The organism is Mycobacterium sp. NPDC050551, assembly GCF_040674075.1.
GTDB lineage: Bacteria > Actinomycetota > Actinomycetes > Mycobacteriales > Mycobacteriaceae > Mycobacterium.
On the sequence record NZ_JBFARC010000007.1, the window covers coordinates 209,503 to 221,849 of the forward strand.

The window sequence follows — 12,347 nt, forward strand, 5'->3', positions numbered from 1 at the left end:
CCCGCCGTCGCTATGAAAGGTCGATGACGGACAGCGCTCTGCAGAACGACGACGCCGGCCCCGCAGCGCCGCGCAAGCCCTGGTACTCCTCGCTGTTCGTCCAGCTGATGATCGCGATCGTGGCGGGGATCCTGGTCGGCTGGCTGTGGCCGGCGTTCGGCGCCGACCTCAAACCGGTCGCCGACGCGTTCATCAAGCTGATCAAGATGCTGATCGCCCCGATCATCTTCTGCACCGTGGTGATCGGCATCGCCCACGTCGGCGACCTGAAGTCGGTGGGACGCATCGGGGTCAAGGCGCTCGTCTACTTCGAGGTCGTCACCACCTTCGCGCTGCTGTTCGGTCTGGTGATCGGCAACCTCGTCAAGCCCGGTGCCGGATTCGACATCGACGCCGACACCCTGGCCACCGGCGCCGACGCGGTCGCGGCCAAGACCAACGACGGGGAACTGCCGCACACCGTGGAATTCCTGCTCGACATCATCCCGGCCTCGGTGGTGTCGGCATTCGCCGAGAACCACCTGCTGCAGGTGCTGTTCTTCGCGGTGCTGTTCGGGCTGGCGCTGGCCAAGTTCGGCGAGCACGGCCCGCCTGTGGTGTTCGAGATGATCGAGCACCTCTCGACCATCTTCTTCACGATCATCGGCTGGATCATGCGGCTCGCGCCGGTCGCCGCGTTCGGCGCGATGGCCTACATCATCGGCCAGTACGGCATCTCGTCACTGGGCAGCTACGCCAAGCTGATCGCCGCGTGCTATCTCGGCGCCGCGCTGTTCATCGGCGTCCTCGCGGCGATCTCGTGGTTCCTCGCCGGGGTCAACCTGTGGCGCTTCGTCACCTACATCAAGGACGAGCTGTTCCTGGCGCTGGGCACCGCGTCCACCGAGGTGGTGCTGCCCCGCATCATGGACAAGCTGATCTTCGCCGGATGTTCGCGAACCACAACGGGTCTCGTCGTCCCGACGGGGTACTCGTTCAATCTCGACGGCGCCACGCTGTACCTGTCCATCTGCGTGCTCTTCCTGGCGCAGGCGCTCGGGGTCGACCTCAGCATCGGCGAACAGGTGATGGCGGTGCTGGTGTTGATGCTGACGTCCAAGGGCATGGCGGGTGTGCCGGGTTCGTCGTTCCTGGCGCTGTCGGCCACCGTCGCCGCGATCGGCCACGGCGCCATCCCGGTGGCCGCCGTCGCGCTGCTGCTCGGCGCCGACCGGATCATGGACTCGATGCGGGTGTCGGTCAACCTGCTCGGCAACTGTGTCGCCACGCTGGTGGTGGCGCGCTGGGAGGGACAGCTCGACAGCGAGCGGATGCGCAGCGTCCTGCGCGGCGAGGACGTCGACGCGGTGGCGGCACAGCCGGAGCCGGTGATCAGCTCCCGGTGACCCCGCGCCGGGCGATGTCGAGCACCTCGTCGGTGGTGGGCGGACTCTGCGGATGGTGCGACAGGCACCACGGCGCGCGGATCTTGTGGAACGCGTTGCCTTCGAGCGCGACATAGAAGTTGCCTGCCCGCAGCTTGCTGATGTCGGGCACCTCACCGCCCTTGGCGCGGGCCATCTCCCGGGCCACCGCGATCTGCGCCGGCGCGTTGAGCAGGCCGTAGAACTGCGTCGCGGAGTTGCCGGGGATGTTGAGGTGCAGTCCCTTCGGCGCCTGGGTGGCGAACACCAGTCCCAGCCCGTACTTGCGGGCCTGCGACACCAGCGCCAGCGTGCTGCGGGTACAGGCGGTGTGCCGGTCCGACGGCGCGAAATTCTGTGCCTCGTCCATCACCAGCAGTCCGCCCAGCGGCCGGTCGGCGGCGGGATGGCGCTTGATCCAGGAGAACAACGCCATCTGCAGCTGGTTGACGAAGCCTTCGCGTTGCTGCTCGCTGGTCAGACCGATCATGCTGATCACCGACACCCGCGCCCGGTGCCCCGCGGACGGGGTGAGCAGCAGGCCGGGATCGACGGGCGTGCCCCGCCCGCCGAACAGCGGGTCGTTGACCATCGCGGCGTGCAGGTTCTCGGCCAGCTCGGCGGCCAACTTGGGTCCCTTGGCCAGTTCGGTGACGCCATGGGGCAGGTCACCGAGCATGGCGATGAACCCCGGCAGCGTCGCGTCGGGTTCGCGACGGGCGTAGTGCCGCAACGCTTCCTTGAGCACCGCGCGCGAAAGGTTGGCCTTGGCGGTCCTGCCCGCGGTGAGTGCCCGCACCTCGAGGGCGGCCACGGCGGAGTCCACCGCGTCGTCGAACTCCTCGTCGTCGTCGAGGACGCCTGCGAAGTCCGGAAGCGGCTGGAAGGACAGCGGTCTGCCGGAGTTCTTGCGCGGCGTCCAGATCACCACCTCGGTGCCGTCGAGGTACTGCGCCGCGCGGGCGTCGTCCGCGGCGTTCCAGCCCGGGGGCGGTGTGGGCCACGCCTCGCCGAGGCGGGACAGGTCGTTGTTGACGTCCAGGACGATCGACGAGACCCCGCGCAGCGCGCACTCCTCGATCAGCCGCCGGATCATCACCGTCTTGCCGGACCCCGATCCCGCGAAGATGGCGGTGTGCTTGCGCAGCGCCAGCAGATTCACCGTCAGCGGCGCGCCGGCGGCGTCCACTCCGAGCGGCACGTCGCCTGCCGATTCCTCGACCGCGACGTAGGTCGGCACGGCGGGCTCGGCGTTCTGCGTAGGACGTTGCGCCGCAACGGGTTCGGGCACCGGCGGCGGCGGATCGCCGGTGAGGTCTCCGAAGGCCTCACGGAAGACCGCGATTCCGTGCGCGGGCCGTCGCAGGCGCAGCCATTCCGGCAGATCGGGATCGTTGTCGTCGAACAGGTCGCGCAGTGCGGCGAGGGTGCGCAGGTCCTCCCGGCCGATCGGGACGGTGCGTGCCCCCGCCGCCTCTACCTCGGCGATCAGGGCCGCCGTCTTGGCTCCGCCGGGCCACCGGGGATTGCGCAGCAGCAGAAGCTTCCTCCGGTCCGGGTCCGAGCTGATTCCCGTTGCGTCCCAAGCTTTGCGGATCCGGTTCTGCACGGCGATGGCGTTGCCGTGGGCGATGGCGCGGAACGCCCAGTGCCGCTCGTCGTCGGTCGCGTCGTCCAGGCTCTGCCGTAACCGACCGTGCAGCACGACATGCCGTCCGGGCGGCGGGTCGAGCCGGAACGCCTGACCGGCGTCGCCGCGCTCGGTGATCCAGGCCTCGAGGCCGGCCGCGAGCAGGCTCGGCATCGTCGTGTCCTCGCCGTCGGGGTCCAGCGCCGCCTCCACCACCGCCCCGCCGCGGTATTCGGCGAACCGGCGGTCCAGCTCGTGGGTGTTCGCGGCCTGCCGCTCGGCGCCCGTGGCGGCGGACGCGGGCTCGGGTGTCTCGTCGTTGAGGTGGGCGAGTTCGGTCAGCGAGCCGCTCTGCAGGCAGGCGCGCACGTGCGCGTCGGCCCGCTGCAGCAGCCGGCGCGGCGTGTACTGGGGAGCGTCGTCGAAGGCGGACGGCAGGATCGGCCAACTCGCATAGGGCGGGTCGAAGCGTGACACGGCGTATCCGGCCGCGAAGCGGCGCTCGAGGATCGAGCGGCCGATCGCCGCGCTCGGCACGCGTTCCAGCACATGGGTTTCGCGGAAGCGGTCGGGCACCGAGGCGGTGGCCCGGTCGCGGATCAGCTCCCACACGCTCGGCAGGCATGCCACCACCGGGACCGTGCGCCGCATCGCCTCCTTGATGGACATCAAGCCGTGCGCAACGTGTTCGAGATTCCGGTTGTCGGAGACGCTGCCCGGCGCATCGGTGCTGCCCGCCGACTGGGCGAGCAGCGTGTCGATCTGGTCGATGCCGATGACGGCCGGTCCCGCGAGCGCGACGAGACGCGCGATGTCGCGCACCGTCTCCTGCGGTGTCTTGCCCGGCCGGCGCAGACCCCAGGCCGCCCGTTCGTCCCCGCCGGAGTCGTCGGTCGACGTCAGATACGCATCACCCATGTCCTGCAACGACGGGTCGGTGGCGCCCAGCAGGATCAGCGCCCGCAGCGCATGACGGCACTGCCGCACGGTGTCGCCATGGGCCTTCGTGCACGCGACGACGAATTCGTCGAGCATCTCCGGACCGAGATCCTCACCGCGCACGACGTCCCGCCGGGTGGCGCGACCGATCTTCGCGGGCGTGGACAGGTGCCACAGCAGGTCCTTGAGCTGGGTCTCCTCGACGGCTCCCGGCCTGCCCAGGCTCTCCAGGATGCCGCCGCGTGCGGACTGCCAGAAGGTGGTGGCATCGAGCAGTTCCACCATGAAGAAGAAGCCGCCTTCGGCCTGCACCCGCTCGCGGACCTGACCCAGCAGGTGGGTCTTGCCCGATCCGGCCCGTCCCCGGATGACGACACCCAGCGGCGCGGCGTCGGGGTATCGCCTGACCTCCTCGAAGGCGGTCATCACGTCCGCCAGTGCGTCCTCGTGCAGACCGCCGATGTGGGTGCTCTGCGGATGCCAGATGTCGTCCAGGCTCATCACGGAGTTGAGCCGCAGCGCGCCGAGCGCCTCCCGGTGCTGTGTCTGCATCAGGACTCGATCGCGATCAGATGGTTGTCCTCGTTGCCGATGCGCAGCGCCGCGGCCCGGTCATCCTCGGTCAACGCCTTGCGGTTCTCCTCGGGTATCAGGCTCACTCCGGGCTGTCGTTCCAGCCGCAGCAGTGCGGCGTCGAGCTCGTCGCGCGGCACCTCGGTCAGGTGTTCGCGCAGCGCCGCGAGTCCCACCCAGCCGCCGGGACGGCGCGACAGCTGCCGATAGCTCCGGCGGACCCGGGTGTCGACGTCCTCGTCCTGCGCCGGCCCGAACGCCTCGGCCAGCGAGAGCCCGGTCCGGTCGAGGTGCCGGCCGAGCGCCTTCATCAGCGTGTACAGCGCCCGGCCCTGTCCGGAGGGCCGGGCCGGGGCGGTGGCTCCGAACAGCGATCGGCATGTCGCCCAGCCGTCGTCGGTGAGCTCGAGCACCATCGGCCGCCCGGAGGTGACCTCGATCAGGCCACGCCGCTGCAGCCGATTCCTGCTCGACTGGTCGAGCGCCGGGCCGAGGTTCTTGAGCTCCGGGTTGGGCACCGGCCGGCATTCGGCCATCAGCACCAGGAGCACCGCCTGTTCGGTTCCGGTCAGCTCGTCGGGGGCCACGGTCACGTCCGCTCGCCTTTCTGCCGTCGGTCTCGCGCGGGTACCGGCGACAGCGCGAAACGGTCCACGCCCCACCCGGATACCCCCTCCACGGTGTCGCCTTCATTCTTGTCACACCCGTGGCGCGATGGCGAAGTGGAGACTACGGCGCACCCGCGGGCACGTCGGTGTACTGCGGCGCGAATCCCTCGTCGGAGAAGCTGAATCCGCGGCCGCTGCGTTCGCTCAGACACGAGATCCCGACGGCCTCCTGCACGTTGCACCGGAAACCTCCGACGGCAAGTATCCGGTTGAAGGGCAGCACGTTCGCCGGACCGGGGTCCAGCCCGAACTCGGGCTGCTCCTGCGCGACGAACCGGGCGTCGCCCTCGCGCTCGACCATGACGGCCGTGGGTGCGGTCGGCTCGCCGGCGGAGTCGGGCACCGTCTCGGGTGCGCCGGTGATGCTCAGCGCCCCCGTGGCGGCCTGGCAGCCGGCCCGCTCCCGGGCCACGACGGCGCACTGCCAGCGTCCCGACGGGGTGGTGAAGAAGTAGCGGGTCCGGCCGTCCACCGGCGCGCCGTAGTAGAAGGCGTTGACCAGGTGCGCGTTGCTGGGCGGCGGGCCGGCCGGCGGTGGCGGTGCCGCGGCGGCTGACGGCGCGGCGGATTCTTCGGTGTTGACGACGGTGTCGGCAGTGCAGCCCGCGAGGGCGAGCGCCGCGGAGGCCGTCGCGATCAGAGTTGTGGCACGCATGTCAGTGCTTCAGCGTGCCGGAACCTCATTCCGGCGGTACGCCGGGGTGCGGTTGGACAGCAGCTCGCGCAGCGTGCGCGCGTTGCGGACGGCGTGGCCGCCCAGGTCGTTGTTGAAATAGACGACCACGCGCCTGCCCTGGTCCGCCCAGCCGGCGATCAGGTCGGCCCACTGCCGCAGCGCGTCGTCGGAGTAGGACGCCGCGTAGAGCGGACCGTCGTCAGGGCCGTGCAGCCGTACGTACACCCGGTCGCTCGTCGCCCTTGCCACGCACGGCATGCCGGGCCCGCTCATCACGACGTAGGCGGCCCGGTGGCGTTCCAGGAGCGCGAACACCGCGTCGTCGTTCCAGGACGCGTGACGAAGCTCCATCGCGACCGGGATGCGGTCGGGCATCAGCGTCAGGAAGTGGTCGAGCCGGTCGTCGTCGCGCGCGAGGGCGGGGTGCAGCTGGACCAGCAGCGCCTCGCTCTTGTCGCCGAGCGCGGTCCAGCAGCGCTCGAACCGCTCGATCCACGGTTCCGGGGACGCCAGCCTGCGGTAGTGGGTGAGCCCCCGGTGGGCCTTGACGGTCATGGTGAAGCCGTCGGGGAGGCGTTGCCGCCAGCCCTCGAACGTGGCGTCGCGCGGCCACCGGTAGAAGCTGGCGTTCAGTTCTACGGTGTCGAACTCGGCGACGTAATGCGCGAGCCGCTTGGCGACCGGCAACTTCGGTGGGTACAGCACGTCGGTCCAGTGGTCGTAGGACCAGCCGGAGGTGCCGATGCGGATCATCTACCCGGCGATCTCGTCGCGCAGCGTGTCGTCGAGGGACACCCGCACCAGCGCGGCGGCCAGCGCGGCGTTGCGGCCGGGCGCGAGTTCCCCGAGGCGCTCGGTGGGCAGGCCGAGTGCCTTCGCGGCGCGGCGAGCCCGGTCGTCGAAGTGGGGCCGGACCCAGGTCCAGGTGTCCTGCACCTCGCGCAGGAAGATGTCGGCGCCGGTGTCGCCGATGCCCTTGAACTCCTTGAGCAGCTTCTTCGCCGCCGCCACGTCGTGGCCGGCCGATTCGGCGAGGGCGCGGAGGTCACCCGAGTAGCCGTCGCGCACCGCGGTCGCCATGTCGGTGAGCCGGGTGGCCGAGCTCTCGTCGTAGCGCGCGTAACCCGCCCTGCCGAACGCGTCGATCATCTTCTGCCGCTTGGCCTCCAGCACTGCGTCCGGCGTGCGGATGCCCGCGGTGAACAGTTCGTGTCCGGCCCGCATGGCGATGGTGGCGTCGATCGGCTTGCTGGCCAGCATGCACAGCGTCAGCAGCTGGAACAGCGGCATCGGGGTGTCCTTCAGGTGGACACCGGCCTCTTCGGCGTACGTGGTGCCCGCGCGGTCCAGCAGTCGCCGGACCAGCTGATCGGCCTTGACTCCCATCACGTTCGGCTTACCCGTGGGCCGTGCCGGGAAACGTCCTCACTTGGCTGGCAGGCTCGCGGCGTAGCCCGCGCCGCGACGCACCCACGACTGGAGCTGGCGCATGGTCTTGACGCCGTCGTCGGCGACCCGCAGCCAGCCCCTGGTCTCGCGGCCGGCCATCACCATCGGCGAGACGTGGTCGCGCCGCAGCAGCCGCTCGGTCTCCTCCGGCGGGACGCGCACCATCAGGCCGCCTCTGCCGCTGGCCGCGACGGCCATGTTGCCGTTGATCAGGAATGCCAGGCCGCCGAACATCCGCTTCTCGTCGACGCCCGGCTCGGCGGCGAGCAGCTCCCGGATGCGGTCGGCCAGTTCGGTGTCGTAGGCCACGCCATGACGGTAACGCGGTTCGTCAGCGCGAGTCGGCGGGCGACCACTCCAGTCGGGGTCCGAGGTGCTCGGCGAGGTCGCCGATGATCTGGGCGTAGTCCTCGGGCCCGAAGGTGAAGGGCAGCGCGAACGCCACCTCGTCGGCGCGCTGGAAGCCGGCGTGCGCGTACAGCCGGTCGGCGAGTTCGTCGGAGGGGCCGACGAGGTCGGGGGAGAACAGCATGCCCCGCGGTCCCTGCGGTGTCCTGGTCCGTTCGAGGCGGCTTGAGGCGTACTCCCGGTAGCTTCGAGCCTGCGCGTCGGTGGCGGAGTCGGTCGGGATGACGACCAGACCCTGTGAGACACGGGCCCGTTCGGGACGCGGGTGGTGTGCCCGGTACGCGTCGATCTGCTGGCCCTGGATGGTGGCGAAGTCAACGCGGGACGTGCCCCCGGAGATGTCCTGCGTGCTCACCACGGAGCTGGTGAGGTAGTTGAGCCCCTGCTCGGCCGCCCAGATCGCCGATGTCAGCCCGCCGCCGTACCAGAGCCGGTCGGCCAGGCCGGGGGAGTGCGGCTGCACGTGGTCGGTGAACTGTTCGATGCCGACGGTGCCGGCGAAGTCGCTGACCGGTTCACCGCGCAGCGCCCGCAGCAGCCGAAGCACCCGCTCCTTCGAGAAGTCCTGCAGATCATGCGATTCCGGGTACAGCGCTGCTTTGTAGTGGTCGTACTGCATCGGTGTGCCGACCGACACGCCCGGGTTGATGCGGCCACCCGAGAGCAGGTCGACGGTGGCGAGATCCTCGGCGAGCCGGAACGGGTTCTCCAGCCCCAGCGGGATCACCGCCGTGCCCAATTCGATGCGGCGGGTGCGCTGGCTCGCGGCCGCCATGATCGCCACGGGTGACGAGATCCCGGGCTGCAGGTGCCTGCAGCGCAGCCACACACTGTCGAACCCGAGCGCCTCGGCCCGCTCGATCACCGCGAGGGTCTCCTCGATGCCGGGGCGCGGGTCGGCGGCGTCGAACCGGCCGATGGTCAGGAAGCCGAGCTTGCGCAGCGGCTCTCCGCGTCGTGGCATGTGCCCTCACCCCTCTCCGCGCGAACAGACGCAAATGTCCCCGACACGCCGGTCATTGGGGAGCATTTGCGTCTGCTCGCGGTATTCGGTTGTCAGGCCGCGACGGTCGCCGTCTCGGCCGCCGGCTCCAGCGCCTGCGCCACGATGTCGGCTACGTCGGTCATCGGCTTCACCTCGAGCACCGCCAGGACCTCCGAAGGGACGTCGTCCAGGTCGGGCTCGTTGCGCTGCGGGATGAACACCGTCGACAGCCCTGCGCGCTGGGCGGCCAGCAGCTTCTGCTTGACACCGCCGATCGGCAGCACCCGGCCGTTCAGCGTGACCTCACCGGTCATGCCGACGTCCGCGCGCACCTGACGGCCGGTGGCCATCGACACCAGCGCGGTCACCATCGTCACACCCGCCGACGGTCCGTCCTTGGGGACGGCGCCGGCCGGGACGTGCACGTGGATCTTGCGGTCCAGCGCCTTCGGGTCGACACCCAACTGCTCGGCGTGCGCCCGCACGTAGGACAGCGCGATCTGCGCGGACTCCTTCATCACGTCGCCGAGCTGACCGGTCAGGACCAAGCTGGACTCACCGGCGGCGTTCTCCGTGGCGCCGGCCTCGATGAAGAGCACGTCGCCGCCGAGCCCTGTGACGGCCAGCCCGGTCGCCACACCGGGCACCGCCGTGCGTTCGGCCGACTCCGGCGTGAACCGCGGACGGCCCAGGTACTCGACCAGGCCCGGCTCGTCGACGACGATCGGCGCCGGGTCGGCGTCGAGCTTGGTCGTCACCTTGCGCAGCGCCTTGGCCAGCAGCCGCTCGAACTGCCGCACCCCGGGCTCGCGGGTGTAGTCGGCGGCGATCTTGCGCAGCGCGGCGTCGGTGACCGTCACCTCGGCGTCGGTCAGCGCCGCCCGGTCCCGCTGCCGGGGCAGCAGGTAGTCGCGGGCGATGGCGACCTTGTCGTCCTCGGTGTAGCCGTCGATCTGCACCAGCTCCATGCGGTCCAGCAGTGCCTGCGGGATGTTCTCGATGACGTTGGCCGTCGCCAGGAACACCACGTCCGACAGGTCGAGATCGAGGTCCAGGTAGTGGTCGCGGAACGTGTGGTTCTGCGCGGGATCCAGCACCTCGAGCAACGCCGCACTCGGGTCGCCCCGGTAGTCCGAGCCCACCTTGTCGATCTCGTCGAGCAGCACGACGGGATTCATCGACCCCGCCTCGCCGATGGCCCGCACGATGCGGCCCGGCAGCGCGCCGACGTAGGTGCGCCGATGACCGCGGATCTCGGCCTCGTCGCGCACACCGCCCAGCGCGACGCGGACGAACTTTCGACCCAGCGCCCGCGCGACGGACTCACCCAGCGACGTCTTGCCGACACCGGGAGGACCCGCCAGCACCATCACCGCACCCGAGCCGCGACCGCCGACGACCTGCAGACCACGCTGCGCCCGACGGGCGCGCACCGCGAGGTACTCGACGATGCGGTCCTTGACGTCGTCCAGCCCGTGGTGGTCGGCGTCGAGAATCTCCCGCGCCGACTTCAGGTCGGTCGAGTCCTCGGTGCTGACGTTCCACGGCAGTTCCAGCACGGTGTCCAGCCAGGTCCGGATCCAGCCGCCCTCGGGGCTCTGGTCGCTGGAGCGCTCCAGCTTGCCGACCTCGCGCAGCGCGGCCTCCCGCACCTTCTCGGGCAGGTCTGCGGCCTCGACGCGGGCCCGGTAGTCGTCGGAGCCCTCGGGCTCACCCTCACCGAGTTCCTTGCGGATCGCGTTGAGCTGCTGGCGCAGCAGGAACTCCTTCTGCTGCTTGTCCATCCCGGACCGGACGTCCTCGGCGATCTTGTCGTTGACCTCGACCTCGGCCAGGTGCTCGCCGGTCCAGTCGATCAGCAGCCGGAGACGACGCGCCACGTCCTCGGTCTCCAGCAGCTCGCGGCGCTGGACGTCGGACAGGTACGACGCGTACCCGGCGGTGTCGGCGAGCGCCGACGGGTCGGTGATCTTGTTGACCACGTCGACGATCTGCCACGCCTCCCGGCGCTGCAGCATCGCCAGCAGCAGCTTCTTGTACTCCGCGGCCAGCGCCCTGGTCTCCTCGGAGCTCTTGGGCTCCGGCGCCTCCTGCACCGTGACCCACAGTGCGGCGCCCGGCCCGGTGGTGCCGGAACCGATGTGGGCGCGCCGCTCACCGCGCACCACCGCCGCGGCGCCGCCCCCCGGGACGCGGCCGACCTGCACGATCGACGCGATCACCCCGTAGGTGGGGTAGCGGTCCTCCAGGCGCGGTGCGATCAGCAGCTTGCCGCTCTCGCTGGCCTGTGCCGCGTCGACGGCTGCGCGCGCCGCGTCGTCGAGCTCGACGGGCACCACCATTCCGGGCAGGACGACCGGTTCGCTGACGAACAACACGGGCACTGCGATTGCTTCAGACATCCATCCTCCAAAGTTGAACCTGATGCGCTCAACCCTGACGGCGGTCGCTTTGTTCCCCGCACCGATCCCCGTTCGCCCTGCGCGTACGGCGCCGCGATTTCGCCACGACGCCGTGCGCACACAGACAGGGAGCCTGCCGTGGGGGTGACGGCAGGCTCCCTGGTGTGTGAGTGGATCTAGACCGCACCCTGGGCGCCGAGCACCCGCTGGATGTCGGGCTTCATCTGCTGGAGCTGCTGACCCCAGTAACCCCAGCTGTGCGTGCCGTTCGCCGGGAAGTTGAACACGCCGTTCTGCCCGCCCGCTGCGATGTAGTTGTCACGGAACGTGACGTTGGTGCGCAGCGTGAACCCTTCGAGGAACTGTGCGGCCATCAGATTCCCGCCGTTGGCCCCGGAGTCCAGGTCCGACGGGGTGCCGGTGCCGCAGTAGATCCAGATCCGGGTGTTGTTGGCGACCAGTTGATTCATGTTGATCATCGGGTCGTTGCGCCGCCACGCCGGATCGCTGGACGGCCCCCACATGCTCTCGGCGTTGTAGCCGCCGGCATCGTTCATCGCCATGCCGATCAGCATCGGCCACCAGCCCTCGGACGGGTTGAGGAACCCCGACAGCGCGCCGGCGTAGATGAACTTCTGCGGGTGGTAGATGGAGTAGGTCAGCGCGGTGCTGCCCGCCATCGACAGACCCACCACGGCGTTGCCGTTGGGATCCACACCCTTGTTGGCCTGCAGGTAGGCCGGCAGTTCCTGGGTCAGGAACGTCTCCCACTTGTAGGTGTAGTCCTGCCCGTTGCCCCGCGACGGCTGGTACCAGTCGGTGTAGAAGCTGGACTGCCCGCCCACGGGCATCACCACCGACAGCCCGGACTGGTAGTACCACTCGAACGCCGGGGTGTTGATGTCCCAGCCGTTGAAATCGTCCTGCGCACGCAGGCCGTCGAGCAGATACACCGCGTGCGGACCGCCGCCCTGGAACTGGACCTTGATGTTGCGATTCATCGACGGGGAGAACACGTCCAGGTACTCGACCGGGAGACCCGGCCGGGAGAACGCGCCTGCGGTCGCCGAGCCACCTGCGAAGCCGATCAGGCCGGGCAGCATGGCCGCCGATGCGGCAACCACCGCCAGCCTGCGCATCCACATTGCTGTACCGCGAAACCTTCTGACGAACTTCATAACGGCAACCAACCCACCTTTCGTTTTGCATGCCAC

10 protein-coding genes are annotated in these 12,347 nt (G+C 69.9%); 1 reads left to right on the forward strand and 9 read right to left on the reverse strand.

Annotated elements, in window-relative coordinates; all coding sequences use genetic code 11:
• The first annotated feature begins 23 nt into the window (after window positions 1-23).
• The gene (dctA, locus tag AB0K11_RS25380; RefSeq protein ID WP_364983717.1) at window positions 24-1,385 is read left to right on the forward strand and encodes a C4-dicarboxylate transporter DctA; all 1,362 of its coding nucleotides are present in this window, start codon (window positions 24-26) and stop codon (window positions 1,383-1,385) included.
• Here the strand turns inward: dctA and AB0K11_RS25385 are convergent.
• From AB0K11_RS25385 to AB0K11_RS25425, 9 genes are all read right to left on the reverse strand, one after another.
• Complete coding sequence (locus tag AB0K11_RS25385) at window positions 1,372-4,524, reverse strand: DUF87 domain-containing protein (protein ID WP_364983720.1); 3,153 nt, start codon at window positions 4,522-4,524, stop codon at window positions 1,372-1,374. The two genes, dctA and AB0K11_RS25385, sit on opposite strands and share 14 nt — an antisense overlap.
• The gene (locus tag AB0K11_RS25390; RefSeq protein WP_364983723.1) at window positions 4,524-5,138 is read right to left on the reverse strand and encodes a hypothetical protein; all 615 of its coding nucleotides are present in this window, start codon (window positions 5,136-5,138) and stop codon (window positions 4,524-4,526) included. The genes AB0K11_RS25385 and AB0K11_RS25390 overlap by 1 nt, the downstream gene beginning before the upstream one ends.
• A gap of 136 nt (window positions 5,139-5,274) precedes the next feature.
• On the reverse strand, window positions 5,275-5,868 hold the full coding sequence (locus AB0K11_RS25395; protein ID WP_364983726.1) for a hypothetical protein: 594 nt from the start codon (window positions 5,866-5,868) through the stop codon (window positions 5,275-5,277).
• 9 nt (window positions 5,869-5,877) lie between these two features.
• The gene (locus AB0K11_RS25400; protein WP_364983729.1) at window positions 5,878-6,642 is read right to left on the reverse strand and encodes a DUF72 domain-containing protein; all 765 of its coding nucleotides are present in this window, start codon (window positions 6,640-6,642) and stop codon (window positions 5,878-5,880) included.
• On the reverse strand, window positions 6,643-7,275 hold the full coding sequence (locus tag AB0K11_RS25405; protein ID WP_364983732.1) for an endonuclease: 633 nt from the start codon (window positions 7,273-7,275) through the stop codon (window positions 6,643-6,645).
• A 39-nt stretch (window positions 7,276-7,314) separates the two neighbouring features.
• Window positions 7,315-7,647 (reverse strand): TfoX/Sxy family protein, encoded by a 333-nt coding sequence (locus AB0K11_RS25410; RefSeq protein WP_364983735.1) that lies wholly within the window; start codon window positions 7,645-7,647, stop codon window positions 7,315-7,317.
• Window positions 7,648-7,669: 22 nt separating this feature from the next.
• The gene (locus AB0K11_RS25415; RefSeq protein WP_364983738.1) at window positions 7,670-8,710 is read right to left on the reverse strand and encodes an LLM class flavin-dependent oxidoreductase; all 1,041 of its coding nucleotides are present in this window, start codon (window positions 8,708-8,710) and stop codon (window positions 7,670-7,672) included.
• A 92-nt stretch (window positions 8,711-8,802) separates the two neighbouring features.
• Window positions 8,803-11,133, reverse strand: a complete 2,331-nt coding sequence (gene lon / locus AB0K11_RS25420) for an endopeptidase La (protein WP_364983741.1) — start codon at window positions 11,131-11,133, stop codon at window positions 8,803-8,805.
• Window positions 11,134-11,309: 176 nt separating this feature from the next.
• Window positions 11,310-12,311, reverse strand: coding sequence for an alpha/beta hydrolase family protein (locus AB0K11_RS25425; RefSeq protein ID WP_364983743.1), 1,002 nt, complete (start codon window positions 12,309-12,311; stop codon window positions 11,310-11,312).
• Window positions 12,312-12,347: the final 36 nt, after the last annotated feature.

Excerpts from the sequence above, each read along its gene's own strand:
- AB0K11_RS25400 (WP_364983729.1), bottom strand. The coding sequence starts at position 6,642 with ATGATCCGCATCGGCACCTCCGGCTGGTCCTACGACCACTGGACCGAC.
- AB0K11_RS25395 (WP_364983726.1), bottom strand. The coding sequence starts at position 5,868 with ATGCGTGCCACAACTCTGATCGCGACGGCCTCCGCGGCGCTCGCCCTC.
- AB0K11_RS25405 (WP_364983732.1), bottom strand. The coding sequence starts at position 7,275 with ATGGGAGTCAAGGCCGATCAGCTGGTCCGGCGACTGCTGGACCGCGCG.
- AB0K11_RS25385 (WP_364983720.1), bottom strand. The coding sequence starts at position 4,524 with ATGCAGACACAGCACCGGGAGGCGCTCGGCGCGCTGCGGCTCAACTCC.
- AB0K11_RS25425 (WP_364983743.1), bottom strand. The coding sequence starts at position 12,311 with ATGAAGTTCGTCAGAAGGTTTCGCGGTACAGCAATGTGGATGCGCAGG.
- lon (WP_364983741.1), bottom strand. The coding sequence starts at position 11,133 with ATGTCTGAAGCAATCGCAGTGCCCGTGTTGTTCGTCAGCGAACCGGTC.
- AB0K11_RS25415 (WP_364983738.1), bottom strand. The coding sequence starts at position 8,710 with ATGCCACGACGCGGAGAGCCGCTGCGCAAGCTCGGCTTCCTGACCATC.
- dctA (WP_364983717.1), top strand. The coding sequence starts at position 24 with ATGACGGACAGCGCTCTGCAGAACGACGACGCCGGCCCCGCAGCGCCG.